The organism is Amycolatopsis thermalba (assembly GCF_003385215.1).
Classification (GTDB): Bacteria; Actinomycetota; Actinomycetes; order Mycobacteriales; family Pseudonocardiaceae; genus Amycolatopsis_E; species Amycolatopsis_E thermalba.
The window spans coordinates 65,876-89,506 of record NZ_PQHW01000013.1; the positions used below are offsets into that span (position 1 = coordinate 65,876).

20 protein-coding genes are annotated in these 23,631 nt (G+C 70.1%); 18 read left to right on the top strand and 2 right to left on the bottom strand.

Annotated elements, in window-relative coordinates:
- From D0D15_RS08410 to nuoN, 16 genes are all read left to right on the top strand, one after another.
- Entirely contained in the window at positions 1-705 is a 705-nt protein-coding gene (locus D0D15_RS08410; RefSeq protein WP_094003758.1) for a demethylmenaquinone methyltransferase, read from the top strand.
- Positions 702-1,973 carry a geranylgeranyl reductase family protein gene (locus D0D15_RS08415; protein WP_094003759.1) on the top strand — a complete coding sequence of 424 codons (1,272 nt, stop codon included), beginning with the start codon at positions 702-704 and terminating at the stop codon, positions 1,971-1,973. Before D0D15_RS08410 ends, D0D15_RS08415 begins: the two co-directional genes overlap by 4 nt.
- Positions 1,974-2,535: 562 nt before the next feature.
- Entirely contained in the window at positions 2,536-2,940 is a 405-nt protein-coding gene (locus D0D15_RS08420; protein ID WP_094003816.1) for an NADH-quinone oxidoreductase subunit A, read from the top strand.
- Between the two features lie 12 nt (positions 2,941-2,952).
- A complete protein-coding gene (locus tag D0D15_RS08425; protein ID WP_020417415.1) occupies positions 2,953-3,495 on the top strand; it encodes a NuoB/complex I 20 kDa subunit family protein in 543 nt (180 codons plus the stop codon).
- 6 nt (positions 3,496-3,501) lie between these two features.
- Positions 3,502-4,266 (top strand): NADH-quinone oxidoreductase subunit C, encoded by a 765-nt coding sequence (locus D0D15_RS08430; RefSeq protein ID WP_094003760.1) that lies wholly within the window; start codon positions 3,502-3,504, stop codon positions 4,264-4,266.
- Entirely contained in the window at positions 4,263-5,645 is a 1,383-nt protein-coding gene (locus tag D0D15_RS08435) for an NADH-quinone oxidoreductase subunit D (protein ID WP_094003761.1), read from the top strand. Before D0D15_RS08430 ends, D0D15_RS08435 begins: the two co-directional genes overlap by 4 nt.
- The gene (nuoE, locus tag D0D15_RS08440; RefSeq protein ID WP_094003762.1) at positions 5,642-6,379 is read left to right on the top strand and encodes an NADH-quinone oxidoreductase subunit NuoE; all 738 of its coding nucleotides are present in this window, start codon (positions 5,642-5,644) and stop codon (positions 6,377-6,379) included. Before D0D15_RS08435 ends, nuoE begins: the two co-directional genes overlap by 4 nt.
- Positions 6,376-7,656, top strand: coding sequence for an NADH-quinone oxidoreductase subunit NuoF (gene nuoF, locus D0D15_RS08445; protein WP_094003763.1), 1,281 nt, complete (start codon positions 6,376-6,378; stop codon positions 7,654-7,656). Before nuoE ends, nuoF begins: the two co-directional genes overlap by 4 nt.
- The gene (locus tag D0D15_RS08450) at positions 7,653-10,121 is read left to right on the top strand and encodes an NADH-quinone oxidoreductase subunit G (protein WP_115944351.1); all 2,469 of its coding nucleotides are present in this window, start codon (positions 7,653-7,655) and stop codon (positions 10,119-10,121) included. The genes nuoF and D0D15_RS08450 overlap by 4 nt, the downstream gene beginning before the upstream one ends.
- Positions 10,118-11,455, top strand: coding sequence for an NADH-quinone oxidoreductase subunit NuoH (gene nuoH, locus D0D15_RS08455; RefSeq protein WP_094003765.1), 1,338 nt, complete (start codon positions 10,118-10,120; stop codon positions 11,453-11,455). Before D0D15_RS08450 ends, nuoH begins: the two co-directional genes overlap by 4 nt.
- Positions 11,442-12,008 carry an NADH-quinone oxidoreductase subunit NuoI gene (nuoI, locus tag D0D15_RS08460; RefSeq protein WP_094003766.1) on the top strand — a complete coding sequence of 189 codons (567 nt, stop codon included), beginning with the start codon at positions 11,442-11,444 and terminating at the stop codon, positions 12,006-12,008. Before nuoH ends, nuoI begins: the two co-directional genes overlap by 14 nt.
- Before the next feature lie 154 nt (positions 12,009-12,162).
- On the top strand, positions 12,163-12,960 hold the full coding sequence (locus D0D15_RS08465) for an NADH-quinone oxidoreductase subunit J (RefSeq protein WP_094003767.1): 798 nt from the start codon (positions 12,163-12,165) through the stop codon (positions 12,958-12,960).
- Positions 12,957-13,256 (top strand): NADH-quinone oxidoreductase subunit NuoK, encoded by a 300-nt coding sequence (gene nuoK / locus D0D15_RS08470; RefSeq protein WP_094003768.1) that lies wholly within the window; start codon positions 12,957-12,959, stop codon positions 13,254-13,256. The genes D0D15_RS08465 and nuoK overlap by 4 nt, the downstream gene beginning before the upstream one ends.
- 10 nt (positions 13,257-13,266) lie before the next feature.
- Positions 13,267-15,162, top strand: a complete 1,896-nt coding sequence (gene nuoL, locus D0D15_RS08475; protein WP_094003769.1) for an NADH-quinone oxidoreductase subunit L — start codon at positions 13,267-13,269, stop codon at positions 15,160-15,162.
- Positions 15,159-16,709: an NADH-quinone oxidoreductase subunit M gene (locus tag D0D15_RS08480; RefSeq protein WP_115944352.1), complete on the top strand. Its 1,551-nt coding sequence runs from the start codon at positions 15,159-15,161 to the stop codon at positions 16,707-16,709. Before nuoL ends, D0D15_RS08480 begins: the two co-directional genes overlap by 4 nt.
- A gap of 1 nt (position 16,710) precedes the next feature.
- Positions 16,711-18,273 (top strand): NADH-quinone oxidoreductase subunit NuoN, encoded by a 1,563-nt coding sequence (gene nuoN / locus D0D15_RS08485; protein WP_094003771.1) that lies wholly within the window; start codon positions 16,711-16,713, stop codon positions 18,271-18,273.
- Between the two features lie 247 nt (positions 18,274-18,520).
- Here the strand turns inward: nuoN and D0D15_RS08490 are convergent, their stop codons facing one another.
- On the bottom strand, positions 18,521-18,745 hold the full coding sequence (locus tag D0D15_RS08490; protein WP_094003772.1) for a hypothetical protein: 225 nt from the start codon (positions 18,743-18,745) through the stop codon (positions 18,521-18,523).
- A 152-nt stretch (positions 18,746-18,897) separates the two neighbouring features.
- Positions 18,898-20,766: an MDR family MFS transporter gene (locus tag D0D15_RS08495; protein ID WP_233157087.1), complete on the bottom strand. Its 1,869-nt coding sequence runs from the start codon at positions 20,764-20,766 to the stop codon at positions 18,898-18,900.
- 219 nt (positions 20,767-20,985) lie between these two features.
- Here D0D15_RS08495 and D0D15_RS08500 point away from each other — a divergent pair, with 219 nt between their 5' ends.
- Together D0D15_RS08500 and D0D15_RS36550 are read left to right on the top strand one after the other, a co-directional pair.
- Positions 20,986-22,005, top strand: coding sequence for a polyprenyl synthetase family protein (locus D0D15_RS08500; protein ID WP_094003774.1), 1,020 nt, complete (start codon positions 20,986-20,988; stop codon positions 22,003-22,005).
- An 84-nt stretch (positions 22,006-22,089) separates the two neighbouring features.
- Positions 22,090-23,478 carry a sunset domain-containing protein gene (locus D0D15_RS36550; protein WP_208646169.1) on the top strand — a complete coding sequence of 463 codons (1,389 nt, stop codon included), beginning with the start codon at positions 22,090-22,092 and terminating at the stop codon, positions 23,476-23,478.
- Positions 23,479-23,631 lie beyond the last annotated feature (153 nt).

Here is a 23,631-nt window from a genome sequence, read left to right on the forward strand (position 1 = left end):
ATGTCACGTGCGAGCCTCGACAAAGATCCGCACGAGGTCGCCGCCATGTTCGACGGCGTCTCGGAGGGCTACGACCGGGCGAACTCGGTCATGACGTTCGGGTTCGACCGCCGATGGCGCACGACGACGTCCCGCGTCCTGGACGCCAGCCGCGGGGAGAAGGTGCTCGACCTCGCCGCCGGCACCGGGGTGTCCACCGCCGAGTACGCGCGCGGCGGCGCCTGGTGCCTGGCCGCGGACTTCTCGCTCGGCATGCTCCGCAGCGGCAAGCACCGCCGCGTCCCGATGGTCGCCGCCGACGCGCTGCACCTGCCCTTCGCCGACGGCAGCTTCGACGCCGCGACGATCAGCTTCGGCATCCGCAACTTCGTCGACACGAAGGCCGCGCTCGAAGAGATCGCGCGCGTGGTCAAGCCGGGCGGGCGGCTGGTCATCTGCGAGGTGTCGACGCCCACGTTCCCGCCGATCCGGTTCGTCTACAAGCGGTTCATCCTGCGGGCCATGACCCTGCTCGGCCGGTTCTCCTCGACCAACCCCGACGCCTACTCCTACCTGGCCGAATCCATGGCCGCCTGGCACGACCAGCGCACCCTGGCGCAGATCATCGCGAGCGCGGGCTGGACGAAGGTGGAGTGGCTGAACCTGACGTTCGGCGTCGTCGCGATCCATCGTGCCGTGAAGCCTTCCGTAAACTCCGAGGCATGACCCAGGACGCTCAGGTAATCGTCGTCGGCGCGGGCCCGGCCGGATCCACCGTCGCGACGTACCTGGCGCGCGCCGGGATCGACGTCCTGGTGCTGGAGAAGACCGAGTTCCCGCGCGAGAAGGTGTGCGGCGACGGCCTCACCCCGCGCGGCGTCAAGCAGCTCATCGACCTGGGCATCGACACCAGCCGGGAGGCCGGCTGGGTGCACAGCCGCGGCCTGCGGATCCTCACCGCGGAGCTGACGCTGGAGCTGGACTGGCCGGAGCTGACCAGCTACCCGCCCTACGGCGTCTCGCGCACCCGCCAGGACTTCGACGACCTGCTGGCCAAGACCGCGGTCAAGGCCGGCGCCCGGCTGCTGGAGCGGACCACCGTGACCGGCGCGATCACCGACGAGCGCATCGGGCGCGTGATCGGCGTGGAGGGCAAGCAGGGGCCCGAGAAGACCCCGGTCCGCTACCACGCGCCGCTGGTGCTGGCGTGTGACGGCGTGTCCGCGCGGCTGGCCCGGTCGATCGGCATCGAGACCGACGAGAAGCGCCCGATGGGTGTCGCCGTGCGCCGGTACTACCGGAGCCCGCGGCACGACGATGAGTTCATCGAGGGCCACCTGGAGCTGTGGGACCGCAAGGACCCGCGCAACCCGCAGCTGCTGCCCGGCTACGGCTGGGCGTTCCCGCTCGGCGACGGCACGGTGAACGTCGGGCTGGGGATGCTGTCCACGTCGAAGTCGTTCCGGAACACGGACTACCGCGCGCTGATGCGGCAGTGGCTCGACTCGACGCCGGAGGAGTGGGGCTACCGCGAGGAGAACGCGATCGGCCGGATCGGCGGCGCCGGCCTGCCGATGGGCTTCAACCGCACCCCGCACTACCGCGACGGTTTGTTGCTGCTCGGCGACGCGGGCGGCATGGTGAGCCCGTTCAACGGCGAGGGCATCTCGGCGGCGATGGAGTCGGCGCAGCTCGCGGCGGAGTTCGTGGTGCAGGCGCTGGCCCGGCCCGAGGGCTCGTCGCGGGAGCGCGCGCTGCGGGGGTACCCGCTCGCGCTGAAGGAGCTGATGGGCGGCTACTACCGGCTGGGCAACGTCTTCGCGAAGGCGATCGGCAACCCGAAGGTCATGCGCGCGGCGACCAAGTACGGCCTGCGGATCAACCCGCTGATCCCGCTGATCTACAAGGGCCTGTCCGGCTGCTACGACGCCAAGGGCGGCGACGCGGTGGACCGGATGATCTCCCTGGCCGCGCGGTTGACGCCCAGCGCCTGAGACCCCACCGCGGGCCAGCGGTGCGCGCCTCCGTGAGGCCGGCGCCCCGCCCCGGCGATAGCCCCGAGTGCAGAACTCGCGCCCCGGAACGTGGGACTCGCGCCCCGGAACGTGGGACTCGCGGCGCGCGCGAGTTCCACGCTCCTGCGGGCGAGTCCCACGTTCGCGCGGGCGAGTCCTGCGCTCCTGCGCGCGAGTCCCGCGTTCGCGCGCGAGTGCGTGCCCCGGCGCGTCGGATGACCTCCGTCACATGTCCGGACGCGTGATCTGACTCGCAACCGGGCCTGGTTGCGCCCGCTCACCGTGGGTTACGTCACACGTCTTTCGCGTTGCGTGATCAGGAAGATCCTTTTCGTGCAGGTCTCGGGCTTATGGCCGCCCACCAGGGCATCCTTTGGTTAGGTTCGCCTTACCCGAAACACCCCGCGACAACAATGTGAGCCACGTCCTACACTGCCCCTATGTTTTGTGAACCGCTTCACAACCCCGCACGGAAGATTGTGAACAGTTTCACAAGCGGCACGTTCGCAACGGCGCGGAAAGGACGGCAATCACCGTGCTGATGTCGCAGTTCCCCCTCGCGCAGGCGGCCTCGTCCCCGGGGCTGGAGATGTACCTGCCGCTGGTCCTGTTGTTCGTCCTCGCCGCGGGGTTCGCGGTGTTCTCCGTGCTGCTCGGCCCGCTGGTGGGCCCGCGCCGGTACAACCGGGCGAAGCAGATGGCCTACGAGTGCGGGATCGAACCGTCCCCGCAGCCGCTGGTGGGCGGCGGCCGCATGCCGGTCGCCTACTACATCACCGCGATGCTGTTCATCCTGTTCGACATCGAAATGGTCTTCCTCTACCCGTTCGCCGTCTCGGCGGACGCGCTCGGCCTGTTCGGCCTGGTGGAGATCGTCTTGTTCATCGCGACCGTCGGCTTCGCCTACGCCTACGTCTGGCGTCGCGGCGGGCTCGACTGGAACTAGGGGAGGGACGTCATGGGACTCGAAGAGCAGCTCCCCAACGGCATCCTGCTGGCCAGCCTGGAGAAGCTGGTCAACTGGGCGCGCAAGAACTCGCTGTGGCCGGCCACCTTCGGGCTCGCCTGCTGCGCGATCGAGATGATGACCGTCGGCGGCTCCCGCTACGACATCGCCCGCTTCGGCATGGAGCGCTTCTCCGCGACCCCGCGCCAGGCCGACCTGATGATCGTCGCCGGGCGGGTCACCCAGAAGATGGCCCCGGTCCTGCGTCAGATCTACGACCAGATGGCCGAGCCGAAGTGGGTGCTCGCGATGGGCGTCTGCGCCTCCTCCGGCGGCATGTTCAACAACTACGCCGTCGTGCAGGGCGTGGACCACATCGTGCCGGTCGACATGTACCTGCCGGGCTGCCCGCCCCGCCCGGAGATGCTGCTCGACGCGATCCTCAAGCTGCACGCCAAGATCCAGGACGAGCCGCTCGGGCCGCGTCGCGCCGCGGCACTGGCCGGGCACCAGACCGAGCTGATCCCGTCGTCGATCAAGTACGCGAAGAAGTGATGCGGCATGGCTGAAGAGAACCCCGAGACCGGCGGCGAACAGTCCAGCGCCCAGCGTCCGGACACCGGCCTGGAGCCGAGTGGCCCGCGCCCGGCGCAACCGATCGTCGCCGGCCGCGAGCGCCGCGGCATGTTCGGCGTCTCCGACAGCGGCGACACCTCCGGCTACGGCGGGCTGCGGCTGCCGGCTTACCTGCCGGCACCGGCGGAACGGCCCTACGGCGGCTGGTTCGACGAGTTCGCCGACCAGTTCTTCGCCGCGCTGGCCGAGAACGACGTGCCGGCCGAGGCGGTGCACCAGGTGACCGTCGACCGCGGCGAGATCACCCTCTACGTCGACCGCGCGCACCTCGTCGCGATGTGCCGCATCCTGCGCGACGACGCCGGGCTGCGGTTCGAGCTGTGCAGCTCGGTGTCCGGTGTGGACTACGGGCCGGACGTGCCGCAGCGGCTGCACTCGGTGTACCACCTGACGTCGATGACCTACCGCCGGCGCATCCGGCTGGAGGTCGCGGTGGACTGCGATGACACTGAGGACGCACCTCATGTCCCCTCCATCGTGGAGGTCTACCCGACCGCCGACTGGCAGGAACGCGAGGCGTGGGACCTGTTCGGCATCGTCTACGACGGCCACCCGGCCCTGACCCGGATCCTGATGCCGGACGACTGGGACGGTCACCCGCAGCGCAAGGACTACCCGCTCGGCGGGATCCCGGTGGAGTACAAGGGCGCGGAGATCCCGCCCCCCGATCAGCGGAGGTCGTACTCGTGACGACGGAACGACTCTCGGACGTCAGCACCGGCACGGACACCTCGGACCCGGGCCGCGACAGCGCGGACAGCACCGCCGAGTACGCCGAATCCCGGGACACCACCGAAGGCCGCATCTACCACGTCAGCGGCGGTGACTGGGACGACGTGCTGGAGGACGCCCAGCACGACGAGCGGATCGTCATCAACATGGGCCCGCAGCACCCGTCCACGCACGGCGTGCTCCGGCTCGTGCTGGAGCTGGAGGGCGAGACGGTCACCCAGCTGCGGTCGGTCATCGGCTACCTGCACACCGGCATCGAGAAGAACTGCGAGTACCGGACCTGGACCCAGGGCGTCACGTTCGTGACGCGCATGGACTACCTGTCCCCGCTGTTCAACGAGCTGGGCTACTGCCTGGGCGTGGAGAAGCTGCTCGGCATCCAGGCCCCGCGCCGGGCCGAGCTGATCCGCGTCATGCTCTGCGAGATCAACCGCATCGGCTCGCACCTGGTCTACATCGCCACCGGCGGCATGGAGCTGGGCGCCACCACCGCGATGACCTTCGGGTTCCGCGAGCGCGAAGAGGTGCTGCACCTGCTGGAGTACCTGACCGGGCTGCGCATGAACCACGCGTTCATCCGCCCCGGCGGGATCGCGCAGGACCTGCCGGCCGACTGGAAGGAGAAGGTCGGCGAGTTCGTCAAGGTGATGGACGAGCGCCTTCCCCTGTACGACAAGCTGTTCACCGGCCAGCCGATCTGGCGCAACCGGCTCAAGGGCGTCGGGTACCTGCCGGTGGACGCGTGCCTCGCGCTCGGCGTCACCGGCCCGGTGCTGCGGTCCGCGGGCCTGCCGTGGGACCTGCGCAAGATCCAGCCGTACTCGCGCTACGACGAGTTCGAGTTCGACGTGCCGACCTCGACCGAGGCCGACTGCTGGGGCCGGTACCTGTGCCGGGTCGAGGAGATGCACCAGTCGCTGCGGATCATCCGGCAGTGCCTGAAGATGATCGAGCCGGGCCCGGTCATGGTGGAGGACAAGAAGGTCGCCTGGCCCGCGCAGCTGTCGATCTCCAGCGACGGCATGGGCAACTCGCTGGAGCACGTCCGCAAGATCATGGGCCAGTCGATGGAGTCGCTGATCCACCACTTCAAGCTGGTCACCGAGGGCTTCAAGGTGCCGCCCGGCCAGGTGTACTCCACGGTCGAGTCGCCGCGCGGCGAGCTGGGCTTCCACCTCGTCTCCGACGGCGGCACCCGGCCGATGCGCGTGCACGTCCGGGAACCGAGTTTCGTCAACCTGCAGTCCCTGCCGGCGATGTCAGAGGGCGGCCTGGTGGCCGACGTGATCGCGGCGGTCGCGTCGGTGGACCCGGTCATGGGCGGAGTGGATCGATGACCACAGCTAAGGAAACGTTCGACGCGGACACCGTGGCCAAGGCGCAGGAGCTGATGGCCCGCTACCCGCAGTCCCGGTCGGCGCTGCTGCCGATGCTGCACCTGGTGCAGTCGGTGCAGGGGTTCGTCAGCCAGGAGGGCGTGACGTTCTGCGCGGAGCAGCTCGGGCTGTCCGAGGCCGAGGTCAGCGCGGTCGTCACGTTCTACACGATGTACAAGCGCAAGCCGTGCGGCGAGCACCTGGTGAGCGTGTGCACGAACACGCTGTGCGCCGCGCTCGGTGGCGACGCGATCTACCGCACGCTGCAGGAACACCTGGGCGAGGACGGGAAACCGCTGGGGCACGAGGAAACCGCGGGCACGCCCGGTGAGCCGGGCTCGATCACGCTGGAGCACGCCGAGTGCCTGGCGGCCTGCGACCTCGCGCCGGTGTTGCAGGTCAACTACGAGTACTACGACAAGCAGACGCCGGACAGCGCGGTGGAACTGGTCGACGCGTTGCGGCGCGGCGAGAAGCCGCAACCGTCGCGGGGCGCGCCGCTGGGCGACTTCAAGAGCGCCGAGTTGCAGCTGGCCGGGTTCTTCCCGGAGGACGAAGAGACCTACCGGGCGCAGGTGGACGGACCGTCCCAGGCGCCGGAGACCCTGATGGGTGCGCGGATCGCCCAGGAGCGGGGCTGGACCGCCCCGGTCATGGCGGACGACGTGCCGTTGCCGGAGGTGGAAAAGAAATGAGCGACCCGCTGACGCCGGTACTCACCAAGCGCTGGCTGTCTCCCAACTCCTGGCGACTGTCCACCTACGAACAGCTGGAGGGCTACACCGCGCTGCGCAAGGCGTTACGTGGCACGCCCGAGCAGCTGGTGCAGCTGGTCAAGGACTCCGGTCTGCGCGGCCGCGGCGGTGCGGGCTTCCCCGCCGGCGTGAAGTGGTCGTTCATGCCGCCCAACGAGGACAAGCCGCACTATCTCGTGATCAACGCCGACGAGGGCGAGCCGGGGACCTGCAAGGACATCCCGCTGATGATGGCCGACCCGCACTCGCTGATCGAAGGCTGCATCATCGCCGCCTACGCGATGCGGTCGCACCACTGCTTCATCTACGTGCGCGGCGAGGCGCTGCACCCGTACCGGCGGCTCAACGCGGCCGTGCGCGAGGCCTACCGCGCCGGGTACCTGGGCCGCGACATCCTCGGGTCCGGGTTCGACCTGGACATCACCGTGCACGCCGGGGCGGGCGCGTACATCTGCGGTGAGGAGACCGCGCTGCTCGACTCGCTGGAGGGCCGCCGCGGCCAGCCGCGGCTCAAGCCGCCGTTCCCCGCGGCCGCCGGTCTCTACGCGGCGCCGACCACGGTGAACAACGTCGAGACCATCGCGAGCGTTCCGTTCATCGTCAACGGCGGCGCCGACTGGTTCCGCAAGATGGGCCGGGAGAAGTCGCCGGGCCCGAAGATCTACTCGATCTCCGGGCACGTCGAGAAGCCGGGCCAGTACGAGGCGCCGCTCGGCACGACCCTGCGCGAGCTGCTGGAACTGTGCGGCGGCATGAAGGACGGCATCCCGCTCAAGTTCTGGACGCCGGGCGGGTCGTCCACGCCGATGTTCACCGCCGAGCACCTGGACATCCCGCTCGACTTCGAGGGCGCCGCGGAGGCCGGGTCGATGCTCGGCACCACCGCGGTGCAGGTGTTCAACGAGACCGTGTCGGTCCCGTGGGCCGTGATGAAGTGGACGAAGTTCTACGAGCACGAGTCGTGCGGCAAGTGCACGCCGTGCCGCGAGGGCACGTACTGGCTGGCGCAGATCCTGGAGCGGATGGTCGAGGGGCGGGGCACCGCCGAGGACATCGACACGCTGCTGGACGTCTGCGACAACATCCTGGGCCGGTCGTTCTGCGCCCTCGGTGACGGCGCGGTCAGCCCGATCACCAGCGGGATCAAGTACTTCCGCGACGAATTCCTCGCCCTGTGCGAGAGCAACAAGCGCGAGTTGGTGGGAGCACAGGCATGACGATCGCGCCAGAGAACCCCAAGACCGAGACGCCGGTGCCCGAGGGGCACGTGAAGCTGACCATCGACGGCGAGGAGGTCATCGCGCCCAAGGGTGAGCTGCTGATCCGCACCGCGGAGCGGCTCGGCACGGTGATCCCGCGGTTCTGCGACCACCCGCTGCTCGACCCGGCCGGGGCCTGCCGCCAGTGCCTGGTCGAGGTCGAGATGGGCGGGCGGCCGATGCCGAAACCGCAGGCGTCGTGCACGATGACCGTCGCCGACGGGATGGTCGTCAAGACGCAGCTGACCTCGCCGGTCGCGGACAAGGCCCAGCAGGGCGTGATGGAGCTGCTGCTCATCAACCACCCGCTGGACTGCCCGGTGTGCGACAAGGGCGGCGAGTGCCCGCTGCAGAACCAGGCGATGGCCCACGGCCGCGCCGACTCGCGGTTCCGCGACACCAAGCGCACCTTCCCGAAGCCGCTGCCGATCTCGACGCAGGTGCTGCTCGACCGCGAGCGGTGCGTGCTGTGCCAGCGGTGCACGCGGTTCTCCGCGCAGATCGCCGGCGACCCGTTCATCGACCTGCTGGAGCGTGGCGCGCACCAGCAGATCGGCACGGCGGAGACCGCGGACGTGTTCGACCTCGCCTCGCGCACGTCGTCGGGCGCGCCGTTCCAGTCGTACTTCTCCGGCAACACCATCCAGATCTGCCCGGTCGGGGCGCTGACCAGCGCGCAGTACCGGTTCCGGTCGCGGCCGTTCGACCTGGTGTCCGCGCCGAGCGTGTGCGAGCACTGCTCGTCCGGCTGCGCCGAACGCACCGACTACCGGCGCGGCAAGGTGATGCGCAAGCTCGCCGCCAACGACCCCGAGGTCAACGAGGAGTGGATCTGCGACAAGGGCCGCTTCGCGTTCCGGTACGCCACGGCGGCCGACCGGATCCGGCGGCCGCTGGTGCGCGACGCCTCCGGTGAGCTGCGGGAAGCGCCGTGGACGGAGGCGCTGCGCGTCGCCGCGGAGGGACTGGCGAAGGCGCGGGACAGCCGCGGCGCCGCCGTGCTCGCGGGTGGCCGGCTGACCCTGGAGGACGCCTACTCCTACGCGAAGTTCGCGCGGATCGCGTTGCGCACCAACGACATCGACTTCCGGGCGCGGGCGCACTCGCCGGAGGAGCTGGACTTCCTCGCCGCCGAGGTGGCGGGCACGACGCCGGAGCACGGCGTGACGTTCGGGGCGATCGAGAACGCGCCGACGGTGCTGTGCGTGGCGTTCGAGCCCGAGGAGGAGGCGCCGATCGTCTTCCTCCGGCTGCGCAAGGCCGCCCGCAAGAAGCGCACCCGCGTGGTCCACTTGGGACAGTGGACGACGCCGTCGGTGCGCAAGACGTCCGGCGAGCTGCTGGCCTGCGTGCCCGGGTCGGAGGCCGCCGCGCTGGACGGCATCCCGGAGCACGCGCCGGACGTCGAGTCGGCGCTGGGCGCCGACGGCGCGGTCGTACTGGTCGGGGAGCGGGCGGCCGAGGTGCCGGGCCTGTTCGTCGCGGTGCGGCGGCTGGCCGCGCGGACCGGCGCGAAGGTCGCCTGGATCCCGCGCCGGGCCGGTGAGCGCGGCGCGCTGGAGGCCGGCGCTGCACCGTCGCTGCTGCCCGGCGGCCGCCCGGTCACCGACGACGCGGCACGGGCCGAGGTCGAGGCGGTGTGGGGTGCGCCGGTGCCGGCCGAGCCGGGGCGCGACACGAACGACATCATCGGCGCGCTGGCCGGCGGGTACCTGTCCGGCGTGGTCGTCGGCGGCGTGGACCTGGACGACCTGCCGGACCCGGAGCTGGCGCGGCGGGCGCTGTCGCGGGCGGAGTTCGTGGTGAGCCTGGAGATGCGGGCGAGCATGGTGACCGAGCACGCGGACGTGGTCCTGCCGATCGCGCCGGTGGTCGAGAAGTCCGGCAGCTTCGTGAACTGGGAGGGCCGGCGCCGCGTGTTCGACGCGACGCTCGAAGGCACCGGCGCCCTGCCGGACTGCCGGGTGCTGGACACGCTCGCCGTCGAGATGGACGCCGACCTGTTCACGCAGACCCCGGCGGCCGCGTACGCCGACTTCGCCCGGCTGGGCTCGTCGGGCGCCGCGCACGGCAAGTTCTGGGAGTCCGGAGCCGCGCGTGCCGCCGCCGAGGTCGGGCCGGGACAGGCGCGGCTGGCGAGCTGGCGGCAGCTGCTGGACGAGGGCTCGCTGCAGGTGGACGAGCCGCACCTGGCGGGCACCGCGCGGCGCGTGGTGGCGCGGGTGTCGGCGAAGACCGCGGCCGAGCTCGGTGACGAGGTGACGGTCTCCACCGAGCGGGGTGCGATCACGCTGCCGGTCGAGGTCGCCGACCTGCCCGACGACGTCGTGTGGCTGCCGGGCAACTCCGACGGCTCGCGGCTGCGGAAGACACTCGGCGCCGGGCACGGGGCGGTCGTCAACATCGAGGGAGTGCGGCGATGACACCGTTGCTGCTGCAGGCGCCGGATCAGATGACCCGTGCCGAGCTGCTCGCGGACGACCCGTGGTGGCTGATCCTGCTCAAGACGGTCGTGGTCCTGCTGATCGGGCCGCTCCTGACGATCTTCCTCATCGTGTGGGAGCGCAAGGCGATCGGCCGGATGCAGAACCGGCCCGGCCCGAACCGCGTCGGCCCCGGCGGCTACTTCCAGTCGCTGGCGGACGCGATCAAGCTGCCGTTCAAGGAGCAGATCATCCCGGACGGCGCCGACCGGAAGGTGTACTTCCTGGCGCCGGTGCTGTCCGCGGTGCCCGCGTTGATCGCGCTGGCCGCGATCCCGTTCGGGCCGCAGGTGTCGATCTTCGGTGAGCAGACCGTGCTGCAGCTGGTCGACCTGCCGGTCGGGGTGCTGCTGATCCTGGCCTGCTCGTCGGTGGGCGTGTACGGGATCGTGCTGGCCGGGTGGTCGTCCGGGTCGCCGTACCCGCTGCTCGGCGGGCTGCGGTCGGCGGCGCAGGTGATCTCGTACGAGATCGCGATGGGCCTGTCGATCGTCGGCGTGGTGCTGTACTCGCAGTCGATGGCGACCGGTGCGATCGTCGACGCGCAGGCCCGCGGCTGGTACTTCTACCTGCTGCTGCCGAGTTTCGTGATCTACCTGATCTCGATGGTGGGTGAGACGAACCGGGCGCCGTTCGACCTGCCGGAGGCGGAGTCGGAGCTGGTCGGCGGGTTCCACACCGAGTACTCGTCGATGAAGTTCGCGATGTTCTTCCTCGCCGAGTACGTGAACATGGTGATCGTCTCGGCGTTCGCGACGACGCTGTTCCTGGGCGGCTGGATGTTCCCGTTCGTCGGGCTGGATTCGCCGCTGAACCAGGGGTGGCTGCCGCTGATCTGGTTCACGGTGAAGCTGTTCGCGTTGCTGTTCGGGTTCATCTGGCTGCGGGGGACGCTGCCGCGGTTCCGCTACGACCAGTTCATGCAGCTGGGCTGGAAGGTCCTGGTGCCGGCGAACCTGGTGTGGATCGTGATCATCGCGTCGATCCGGGCGATCCGGAACAACGGCGGGCTGTCGACGGGCCAGATCCTGATCGGCGGGGCGATCGTGGTGGTGGTCGCGGTGGCGATCGCGCTGCTGGTGCCCGAGAAGAAGCAGACCGGCGACGGTTCGGTGCCGGTGACCGGTGGCGGCTTCCCGTTGCCACCGCTGGATTTGCGTGTGCCCGAGGTGCCCGAGCGGGGCGCCGGGAAGCGCCGGCGCCGGGTGGCGGGTCGTACTTCGGAGCCTGCCCAGGTGGGCGCCGGGAAGGAGGGTTCCGATGGGACTGTTTGACCCCATCAAGGGTTTCGGCGTCACGTTCGGCACGATGTTCAAGAAGGTGGCGACGGAGGAGTACCCGGAGATCGGCGCCCCGGCCGCGCCGCGCTACCACGGGCGGCACCAGCTCAACCGGCACCCGGACGGGCTGGAGAAGTGCGTCGGCTGCGAGTTGTGCGCGTGGGCGTGCCCGGCGGACGCGATCTTCGTCGAGGGCGGCGACAACACCGAGGACGCCCGGTACTCGCCCGGCGAGCGGTACGGCAAGGACTACCAGATCAACTACCTGAGGTGCATCGGCTGCGGCCTGTGCGTCGAGGCGTGCCCCACCCGCTCCCTGACGATGATCAACTTCTACGAGATGGCGGACGACGACCGCCAGAAGCTGATCTGGACCAAGGAGGACCTGCTGGCGCCGCTCCTGCCGGGTATGGAGCAACCCCCACACCCCATGCGCCTGGGCGACGACGAGCAGGACTACTACGTGCACGGCCCCGAACTGGCCCGCGGCAGAGGCGTCCCACCGGGCGAAACGGTAGAAACCTCCCGCGAGGAGGCAATCCAATGACCCCCCCGGCGTTGCCGGTCTCCGGTGACCAGTTGCCGCACCCGACCCCACCGGGTCGCGCCGACGGTCTCCACCGGGTGGTGGCGGTCAGGACGACATCCTCATCCGCAAGCCTCGGCCAGTGGCCGGGGGCCGTTCGAGGGGAGGTGCGGTGATGGTGCTGGCACAGGCCGCCGAGGTGGTCTCCACCGGGGAGGCCATCGCGTTCTGGATTCTCGGTCCGGTGGCCCTTCTGGGCGCCCTCGGGCTCATCTTCGCGCGCAATGCGGTTCACTCGGCGCTCTTCCTGGCCCTCACGATGTTCTCGCTGGGCATCCTCTACATGGTCCAGCGGGCGCCGTTCCTCGGGTTCACCCAGATCATCGTCTACACCGGCGCGATCATGATGCTGTTCCTGTTCGTGCTGATGCTCGTGGGCCGCGAGAGTTCCGACTCCGTCGTCGAGGTGCTGCGGGGGCAGCGCCTGTGGGGCGGCATCCTCGGCGTCGGCATCGCCGGGTTGATGGCCACCGCGCTCACCCGGGCACTCGCCAACGTCACCCCGGCGCCCGCGCCGGACGGCAACGCCGGTGGCCTCGGCCGCCTCATCTTCACCGACTACCTGTTCCCCTTCGAGCTCACCTCGGCGCTGCTGATCACCGCGGCGCTGGGAGCCATGGTGCTCGCCTTCACCGAGAAGCGCGGCCGCCGCTCGCAGAAGGAACTCGTCGAGGCCCGGTTCCGCGGCGAGTACGAACGCATTTCGCCCAAGCCGGGGCCCGGTGTGTTCGCCACCTCCCACTCGGTCACGACCCCCGCGATCCTGCCCGACGGCTCGGTCGCGCCCGAGTCGCTGTCCACGATCATCGAGTCCACGCCCACGGCCCGCCTCGAAGCCGAGCGCAAGCAGGTCGAGGGCACCGAACCGCAGCCCGACGCCCACGCGCTGGTCGGGAAGGGTGACGAGGAATGACCCCCACCTACTACCTGCTGCTCTCGGCCCTGCTGTTCGCCATCGGCGCGGTCGGCGTGCTGGTGCGGCGCAACGCCATCGTCGTGTTCATGTGCATCGAGCTGATGCTCAACGCCGTGAACCTCTCCCTGGTCACGTTCTCCCGCATCAACGGCGGGCTCGACGGCCAGGTGATGGCGTTCTTCGTGATGGTCGTCGCCGCCGCGGAGGTCGTCGTCGGGCTGGCGATCATCATGGCCATCTTCCGGACCCGCCGGTCGGCCTCGGTCGACGACACCAACCTGCTCAAGTACTAGGAGCTCGAGAGTGATCGCATCATCGTGGCTGCTGGTCGCGTTCCCGGCCCTCGGCGCGTTCGTCCTGCTGGCCGGGGGCAGGCGCACCGACCGCTGGGGACACCTGCTCGGCTGCGCGACCGTCATCGCGTCGTTCGTGTACGGCCTGGTGCTGTTCTTCGGCAGCGACGGGCACGTGACCGACACCAGGATGTTCACCTGGATCGGCGTCGGTGACCTCCAGATCGACTTCGGCCTGCGGATCGACGCGCTCTCGCTCGTCTTCATCCTGCTGATCACCGGTGTGGGCGCGCTGATCCACATCTACTCGATCGGCTACATGAAAGAGGACGTCGCTCGGCGTCGATTTTTTGGCTACCTGAACCTCTTCGTGGCCTCCATGCTGGTTCTGGTGCTGGGCAACAACTTCGTGACGCTCTACCTCGGCTGGGAGGGCGTCGGCCTGGCGTCGTACCTGCTCATCGGCTGGTACTCGGACCGCCCGTCCGCGGCGACCGCCGCGAAGAAGGCGTTCCTGATGAACCGCGTCGGTGACGTCGGGCTCGCGCTCGCGATCTTCCTGATGTTCAAGTACCTCGGCACGGTCACCTACGCGGGCGTGTTCGACCGCATCGGCGACGCACCGCCGGCCGTGATCACCGCCATCGCGATCCTGCTGCTCCTCGGCGCGTGCGGTAAGTCCGGCCAGTTCCCGCTCCAGGCGTGGCTCCCGGACGCCATGGAAGGCCCGACCCCGGTGTCGGCCCTGATCCACGCCGCCACCATGGTCACCGCCGGCGTGTACCTGGTGGCGCGCGCCAACCCGATCTACAACGAGACCGAGACGGGCCGGCTGATCGTCACCCTCGTCGGCGCGATAACCCTGCTGATCGGGTGCATCATCGGCTGCGCCTACGACGACATCAAGAAGGTGCTCGCGTACTCGACGGTCAGCCAGATCGGCTACATGATGCTCGCCGTCGGGCTCGGGCCGTTCGGCTACGCGCTCGGCATCATGCACCTGCTCACGCACGGCTTCTTCAAGGCCGGTCTGTTCCTCGGCGCCGGGTCGGTCATGCACGGCATGAACGACGAGGTCGACATGCGCAAGTTCGGCGGCCTGTACCGGCACATGCCGATCACGTTCGTCACCTTCGGGCTCGGTTACCTGGCGCTCATCGGGTTCCCCTTCCTGTCGGGTTACTTCTCCAAGGACGCGATCATCGAGGCCGCCTTCGGTCAGGAGGGCTGGCGCGGCTGGGTGTTCGGCCTCGCCGCGATGCTCGGCGCCGCGCTGACCGCGTTCTACATGACCCGGCTGATGCTGCTCACCTTCTTCGGCAAGGAACGCTGGCGGGACCTGCGCACCGCCGAGGGCAAGGAGTTCCACCCGCACGAGTCGCCGCCGGTGATGACCGCGCCGATGATCGTGCTGGCCATCGGCTCGCTCGGCGCCGGCGCGTTCTTCGCCCTCGGCGACCGCCTCGCCGAATGGCTCGCCCCGGCACTGGGTGAACTCGGCGAGGCCGAGCACACCGCGATCCCGCACGCGCTCATCCCGTGGATCACGGTCGCCCTGTCCGCGCTCGGCGTGCTGCTCGCCTGGCTCGTCGTCGGGCGCCGGGACACCCCGGTCGAGCGGCCGGAGAACGTCTCCGCCGTGGTCAAGGCGGCCCGCAAGGACCTGTACGGCAACGCGGTCAACGAGGCACTGGTCGCGACCCCGGGCATGTGGCTCACCCGGTTCTCGGTCTACCTCGACAGCCGTGGCGTCGACGGCGCCGTCAACGGCCTGGCCGCCGCCCTCGGTGGCGGGTCCGGGAGGCTGCGCAGACTGCAGACCGGCTTCGTCCGCTCGTACGCCCTGTCGATGCTGGCCGGCTCGTTCGTCCTCGTCGCCGCACTGCTGATGGTGAGGTTCTCATGACCTGGGTACTGGCCCTCATCCTCTGGCCGCTGGTCGGCGCGTGCGTCGTCACCGGGCTGCGCCGCAACGACCGGCTCGCCACCGTCGCCGCGGTGGTGTTCGCCCTCGTCGAGCTGGCGATGATCATCCCGACGTGGGCGACCTACCAGCCGGACGGCGCCCGCCTGCAGCACACCAGCTCGATGGACTGGATCCCGAGCTTCGGCGTGCACATCTCCTTCGGTATCGACGGCATCGCCCTGGTGATGATCGCCGTGATCGCGTTCCTGGTGCCGATCGTCATCGGCGCCCTGGGCACGGCGGACAAGCTGCCGCAGGACCGCAGCGCGGGTGGTTTCCTCGCGCTGATCCTGGTGCAGGAGGCCATCACCGTCGCGGTGTTCGCCGCCACCGACGTGTTCCTGTTCTACGTGCTGTTCGAGATCATGCTGATCCCGATGTACTTCCTCATCGGCGGCTACGGCGGCGCGAACCGGCAGTACGCGGCGGTCAAGTTCTTCCTGTACTCCTTCCTCGGCGGTCTGATCATGCTGGCCTCGGCGATCGGGGCCTACTCGCTCGCCGCCGACGAGCTGGGCAACGGCACCTTCGACTGGGCGACGCTGGTCACGGTGGTGCGGGACGCGCCCACGAGCACCCAGATCTGGCTGTTCCTCGGGTTCTTCCTGGCGTTCGCGATCAAGGCGCCGCTCGTGCCGTTCCACACCTGGCTGCCCGACGCGGCCGGTGAGGCGCCCATCGGCGTCGCCGTGCTGCTGGTCGGTGTGCTGGACAAGGTCGGCACGTTCGGTTTCCTGCGCTACTGCCTGCCGATGTTCCCCGAGGCGAGCAAGGACTTGGCGCCGCTGGTGCTGGTGCTCGCCGTGATCGGCGTGCTCTACGGCTCGATCCTCGCCGCCGGGCAACAGGACATGAAACGCTTCGTCGCCTACGTCTCGATCGCCCACTTCGGGTTCATCGCGCTGGGCATCTTCGCCTTCACCCAGCAGGCGGCCGTCGGCGCGGTGACCTACATGCTCAACCACAGCCTCGCGACCGGCATGCTGATCGTGGTGCTGGGCCTGGTGATCGCGCGCGGCGGATCCACCCGGATCTCCGACTACGGCGGCATGTTCAAGCTGACGCCACTACTCGGCGGCATGCTGCTCATCGCGGGTCTGTCCACTTTGTCCCTCCCGGGTACCAACTCGTTCGTCAGTGAGTTCCTGGTGCTGCTGGGCGCCTTCGAGACCCAGCCGGTGTTCGCGACCCTCGCGACCGTCGGCATGGTGCTCGCCGCGGCCTACGTGCTCTGGCTGTACCAGCGCCTGATGACCGGCCCGGTGCGGGGGACCGCGCTGGTCGGCGCCGGGGGCGGCCCGGGCACCGCGATCGCCCCCGAGCTGGGCGCCCGGAAGACGATCCGGGAGCTCGGCGGCCGGGAGCTGGCGGTCCTGGTGCCGATGGTCGTGCTGATCATCGGGCTCGGCTTCTTCCCCCAACCCGTGCTGGACACGGTGACCCCGTCGGTCGACGCGACGCTTTCCGCACTCAACGGAGGCCAGTGAAATGCTCGGGATTCTGGCCCAGCAAGGGCAAATCACCGCACCGCAGATCGCGTACGACGCGATTCTGCCGGTGCTGATCGTGCTCGGCGCGGCGTGCGTCAGCGTGCTGTTCGAGGCGTTCCTGCCCCGGCACATGCGGTGGCCGTCGCAGGTGTTGCTCAGCCTGACCGGGCTGGCCGCCGCCGGCGTCGCGCTGGCCGTGTACGTCAGCGGTTCGCCGGTCAAGGGGCTGACCACCCTCAGCGGCGCGGTGTCGGTCGACAAGCCCGCCTTGTTCCTGTGGGGCACCCTGCTCGCCCTCGCGCTGCCCGCGATCCTGCTGATCGCGGACCGCTCGGTGGAGCCGGGCGGCGCCTTCGTGGCGCAGGCCGCCATCCGGCCGGGCACGGTGCAGGACCGGGCCCAGGTCGGCTCGACCGGGATGCAGACCGAGGTCTTCCCGCTGGCGCTGTTCGCGCTGGGCGGGATGATGACGTTCTGCGCGGCCAACGACCTGCTCACCATGTTCATCGCGCTCGAGGTGCTGAGCCTGCCGCTGTACCTGATGTGCGGACTGGCCCGGCGCCGGCGCCTGTTGTCGCAAGAGGCGGCGGTCAAGTACTTCCTCCTCGGGGCGTTCTCGTCGGCGTTCTTCCTCTACGGGCTCGCGTTGCTGTACGGCTACGCGGGTTCGGTCAAGCTGGCCGACATCGCCAATGCCGCGGCCGGCTCGGACCGTTCGGACATGCTGCTGTTCGCGGGCATGGGCCTCCTCGTGGTCGGGTTGCTGTTCAAGGGTTCGGTCGGCCCGTTCCACACCTGGACACCGGACGTCTACCAGGGCGCGCCGACCCCGGTCACCGGGTTCATGGCGGCCTGCACCAAGGTCGCCGCGTTCGGCGGCATCCTGCGCGTGCTGACCGTCGGGTTCGAGTCGACCAGCTGGGAGTGGCGCGGCGTGCTGTGGGCGGTCGCGATCATCTCCATGGCGATCGGCGCCGTGCTCGGCCTCACCCAGACCGACGTCAAGCGCATGATCGCCTACTCGTCCATCGCGCACGCCGGCTTCCTGCTCGTCGGCACGCTCGCGATGACCGACCAGGGCCTGTCCGGCACGCTGTTCTACCTGCTGGCCTACGGCTTCACCACGCTCGCCGCGTTCGGGGTGGTCTCGCTCGTGCGTGACGCCAAGGGCGAGGCCACGCACCTGTCGGCGTGGGCCGGCCTGGCCAAGCGGTCGCCCGTGCTGGCCGGGGTGTTCACCTTCCTCCTGCTCGCTCTGGCCGGGATCCCGCTCACCAGCGGGTTCGTCGGCAAGTTCGTCGTGTTCTCGGCGGCGCTGCGGGACGGCATGGCGCCGCTGGTGGTGATCGCGCTGGTGTTCAGCGCCGTCGCGGCGTTCTTCTACCTGCGGGTGGTCGTGCTGATGTACTTCAGCAAGCCGGCCCCCGACGGCCCGACGGTGACGGTGCCGGGCGCGTTCACCACGGCGGCGATCACGCTCGGCGTGATCATCACCCTGCTGCTCGGTGTCGCCCCCGCCTTCGCGCTCGACTGGGCGGGAGCGGGCGCCTTCGCCTTCTGACGACCACGCTGTTCGGAAGTGCCCTTCGCCCATCCCGGGCGGAGGGCACTTCCGCGTTTCGGGTCAGGTCGTATCCAGCGCTCGCACCACGTCCGGATAGGAACACGTGTGCCGGTGTACTTCGGCGCAGTGGCAGGGTTGGTTGTGCGCTAGGCGCATCGGGCTTGTGTCGGTGTCGGCGGGCCAGTCCGCGCTCGTGCGCCTCCGCTCGAGCTTGATGCTGCCGGGGCACCTCCGGCGTGGTTGATCAACCCGAGTCGGCCGTTGTGCGGGTGGGATTCAGCGCGTGCACTACGTCGGGGTGGGAACACGTGTGTCGGTGTACTTCGGTGCAGTGGCAGGGTTTGTTGTGTGCCAGGCGCATCAGCTTGCGCAGGTGCCGCCGGGCCAGTCCGTGCTCGCGTGCCTCTGCCAGGGCCAGGTGGGTGGTCTGGTTGCGGGTGCGGCGGCCGGGCAGGGTCTGTTCGGTCATTTCTCGAGGCTCCTTTCGGGAGGGATGTCTCGAGCATGCCCGGTGTGGCGACGGAGTGGGAAACAGAACGAGATTCTGTGGATGGTTGAGGGCGATGTGGACAAGTCGCGTGGGTTTTCCCGCCGGGGTGGCGTTTTTGTCGGATGCGTGTGCTAGGCGACCGGCGCCGCGTGTCGTCCCGGCCGCGTCAGTGACCGGCCGTTGCTGATCAGCTGGGTCGCGATCTCGTCCACGCAGGCCGTGAGGTCACGCCCGGCGGCGGCTTCCGGGCCCGCCACGTTGTCCAGCACCCACAGCCGCCACGCGCCGACCAGCCGCGCGAACGTGTCGCTGCCGTGCCCGGTGAACGTGAAGTGCCCGTCGGCCTCGGCGAGCTGCCCGGCGGCCACGAGCTGGCGCGCGGTCGGTTCGAAGATCCCCGCGGGAACACCGGTCTGCGCGGCGATGTCCTGCAACGTCGCGTCGCCGTCGTCCACGCTGTTGCGGTAGATCTGCGCGATCAGCCACGCCTGCGCGTAGCTCAGCGGCACCCCGGACCGGGCCAGGATCTCCGGCCCCGGATCGGTCTTCTGCTTCGACCACACCGTCGCCACGGCCTTCTCCAGCTCCTGCCGCGAGTCCCCGGAGCCGGGCATCGCGAAGCCCTCGCCGACACCGTTGTTGCCCGACGTCAGCGCCTTCGAGCTGTCCCGCAGCGGGACCTCCTCGAGGAACAACGCAACGAGCAGTGCGAGCAGGCCGATCGGCGAGGCGATCAGGAACATCGTGTGGATCGCGTCCACATAGGACTCCGTGGACGGCTGGGCCGGCAGGTTGTTCGCGTAGATCGTGCCGAACACCGCCACGCCGAAGGAACTGCCCAGCGTCCGCAGGAAACTCACGCCCGACGTCGCCACCCCGAGGTCGGCGTAGTCGGCGGTGTTCTGCACGACGATCGTGGGCACCTGCATGGTGCACCCGAGCCCCAGCCCGAGCACGATCATGTACGCCGAGGTGACCCAGAAGCTCGTGGTGGTGTTCAGGTGCGACAGCAGGTACAGGCCCAGCGCCAGCACCAGCGAGCCGGCGATCGGGAAGACGCGGTACCGCCCGGTCCGGCTGATCACGATGCCGCTGACCAGCGCGGTGATCATCATCCCGACCACCAGCGGCAGCATCCGCAGCCCCGACTCGGTCGCGCTCGCGCCCTGCACCCGCTGCAGGTACGTCGGCAGGTAGGTGATGCCGCCGAGCATGGCGAACCCGACGACGAAACTCAGGATGCCGGCCACCGAGAACACCCGGCCGCGGAACAGCCGCATCGGCAGCATCGGCTCCTCGGCCCGCAGCTCGACCAGCACGAACGCGACCAGCAGCAGGACCGAGCCGATGGCCATCCCGATGATCATCGGTGACGCCCACGGGTACACGGTGCCGCCCCAGCTCGTCACCAGCGTCAGACCGGTCGAGGCGAGCGCGATGAGAACGATCCCCAGGTAGTCGATGCGTGGTTTGACCGCCGCCTTGACCGTGGGCAGCGCGACCACGGCCACGAGGATCACCAGCACCCCGAGCGGCACGTTCACGTAGAACGCCCACCGCCAGCTCAGGTGGTCCACGAACAGCCCGCCGAGCAGCGGCCCGGCCACCGTCGAAACGCCGAACACCGCCCCGATCGCACCCTGGTACTTGCCGCGTTCCCGCAGCGGGACGACGTCGGCGATGACCGCGGCCGAGGTCACCATCAGCCCGCCCGCGCCCAGGCCCTGCAGCGCGCGGAACGCGACGAGCATCCCCATCGAGTCGGCCCACCCGCACAGGAACGACCCGGCGAGGAACAGCACCACGCTGGCCAGGAACGCCCGCTTGCGCCCGAAGAGGTCGCCGAACTTGCCGATCAGCACCGTCATGATCGTCTCGGCGAGCAGGTACGACGTGACCACCCACGACAGGTGGTTCGCGCCGCCGAGATCGGCCACGATGGTCGGCAGGGCGGTGGAGACGATCGTCTGGTCGAGCGCGGCCAGCAGCATCCCGAGCATGATCGCCGCGACGATGGTGTTCTGGGCCCGCCCGCTGGTCACGACGGGAACGTTAGTGCTGGTCAGGAGCGCCTGCGGGCTGCCTCACCCGATGGTGTGGGGCGGGTTGTCACGCGCATCACCGGAGTGGTTCGCAGAGGGCGCACGAACGCCCCGGGTGCAGCCATTACGCTGGTGAGGACCGGTCAGTGAAGTGCGGAGAGGGCGGACAACGTGTCAGTGCGGCACCGGGGTAGCACGATCGAGGAGCTGCGCGGGAGCGTGGGCCTGCGGATCGCCGACGAGCAGCTGCTGCGCACGCTGGCCGCTGGCCTGGACGACGTCGAGAAGCTGCTGCGCGACACCGCGCGCAGCGAGGTGCAGGCCGTCCACGACGCCGCGTCGCACCTGGTCGAGGCGGGTGGCAAACGTTTTCGTCCGCTGCTGACCCTGCTCGCGGGCGAGTTCGGCGAGGGCAACCACTCCGACGTCGTGATCGCCGCGGCGGCCGTCGAGCTGGTGCACCTGGCCACGCTGTACCACGACGACGTGATGGACGAGGCGACGATGCGGCGCGGCGCGCCCAGCGTCAACGCCCGCTGGACCAACAGCATCGCCATCCTGACCGGCGACTTCCTGTTCGCGCACGCCTCGCGGCTGGTGTCCGACCTGGGCACCGATGCCGCCCGCATCCTCGCCGAGACGTTCAGCGAGCTGGTCACCGGGCAGATGCGGGAGACCGTCGGGCCGGGCGAGGGCGAGGACCCGGTGGACCACTACCTCACCGTGATCGCGCAGAAGACCGGATCGCTGATCGCCACCTCCGGCCGGTTCGGTGCGATGGTGTCCGGCGCCAAGCCCGACGCGATCCTCGCGATGCAGCGGTTCGGCGAGATCATCGGCACCGCGTTCCAGATCTCCGACGACATCATCGACATCGCCTCGCCGTCGCACGAGTCCGGCAAGACGCCGGGCACCGACCTGCGGGAAGGCGTGCGCACGCTGCCGATGCTGTACGCGCTGGCCGACCCGGACACCGAGCCGCGGCTGGTCGAGCTGCTGGCCGGGCCGATCACCGACGACGAGCTGGTCGAGGAGGCCCTGACCCTGCTCCGGGCGTCCACCGGCCTGGACCGCGCCATGGTCACCCTGTCGGACTACGCTCAGCGGGCGAGGACCGAGCTGGCTCCGCTGCCGGCCGGGCCCGCGAGGGACGCGTGCGAGTCCGTCGCGGACTACCTCGTCGCGCGGACGCGGTAAAGATCGCGTCGGCGCGTCATGCGCGGGCCGTCGCGGCGTCACTGAGAGTGGTAACCGCGCGGTAGGAAAGGAAGGGCAGCACGGATGTCCATTTTCGGACAGGTCTGGCTGTGGAGCGCGGCGGCATTCGTGGTCGGGGTGCTGCTGACCTGGTTGTTCCTGGCCCGGCCCGCTCAGGCGAGAAGCCGGCACCTGGAGCGCAGGCTCCTCGCCGCGCAGAGCGCGCCCGCCGCGCAGCCGACGCGCACGATGGAGCGCGAGCCGGTGTCGGCGCCGGTCGCGCGGAAGGAACCGGCGGAGACTCCCGGCTCGGAGGAGCACCACGCGCGGCCGTCCTGGCTGGAGCGCGACAGCCTCGCCGGACGGTCGCCCGGGTACCAGCCGGGGTCCGAGATCGACGACGACTCGCTGTTCGAGCCGGAGGAGCCGCAGGCCGGCGCGACGACGGTCTTCAACGCGTTCGGCCGCGAGCCGGACGACGCCGCCGAGCGCGGGGCGCTGTACGTGGGCGAGCACGCGCGGGGTGACGCTGGCTCGGAGCCCGCGCGGGGTGCGCGGCACTCGCGGCCGGAGGCCGACGCCGGGATCGCCGGGGTGGCCGAGCCGGACCAGGCGGCTGGGCACGGTCCGGTGGGCGGAGCCGAGCAGGGCCGGGGTTCGGTGTTCTCGCAGTCGAGTGCGGCGGGTTTCGAGCCGGGGCAGGTCGGCGGCGCGGTCGACCGGGACGAGGCGGCTGCCGGGCGTGGCTCGTTGTTCGAGCAGGCGCAGGTTGGCGGCGCGGTTGACCGGGACGAGGCGGCTGCCGGGCGTGGCTCGTTGTTCGAGCAGGCGGGGGTCGAGCAGGAGCAGTCGGCTGGGCGTGCGTCGCTGTTCGACGGTGGGGAGGCTGCCGGGCGCGGCTCGTTGTTCCAGCAGGACCCGCCCGGGCTGGAGGAGGCTCCCGAGCCGGAGCGGGGGTCGTTGTTCGATCCCGATCATGCTCCCGAGCCGCAGCGGATGCAGGAGTCCGGGTCGGCCTTCACGCCGTTCGCCCCGGCGGAACCGGAGCCGCCGGCTTACGCGTTCGGGGCCGGGGAGCCGGAGCAGCCCGCCGACGAGGAGACCGCCACCGAGACCACCCAGGTCCTGCCCAAGCGGCAGCCGCGGCGGTCCGCGCACGCCTTCGACCCGCCGCAGCCCTCGATGCGGACCGTCGAACGGCGTGAGCCGATCCGGCCCGAGGAGGGTGGCCGCAGCGGGTCGCTGTTCGAGCCGACGCCGCGGGAGAGCTCCGTGCCGCCGGGGCCGTTCGGCCCGGGATCGGCGATGCCGCGGCCCGGTGGCGGTAAGCCGTCGGAGGAGTTCACGGTCAAGGCGAGCGTGACCGCGCTGCGGTACTGCACCGAGGACTCGCCGCAGTACAACCGCATGGTGGCGGAGGTGTGGTTCCGCACGGCGGACGACGCGGAGCGGGTCGGGTTCCGGCCGCTCTAGCGACAAGCGAAAAGGCCCCGCACGGAACGCCGTGCGGGGCTTTTTCGTGCGGTGGCTTCACAGTGCGCTGATGTCGGGGCTCCGCGATGGCGCGCGGTGGGGAGTGGGAGCCGAGCGGGGAGCGGTGTGGCGCTGGCGTGCGCGGAGGGGTGG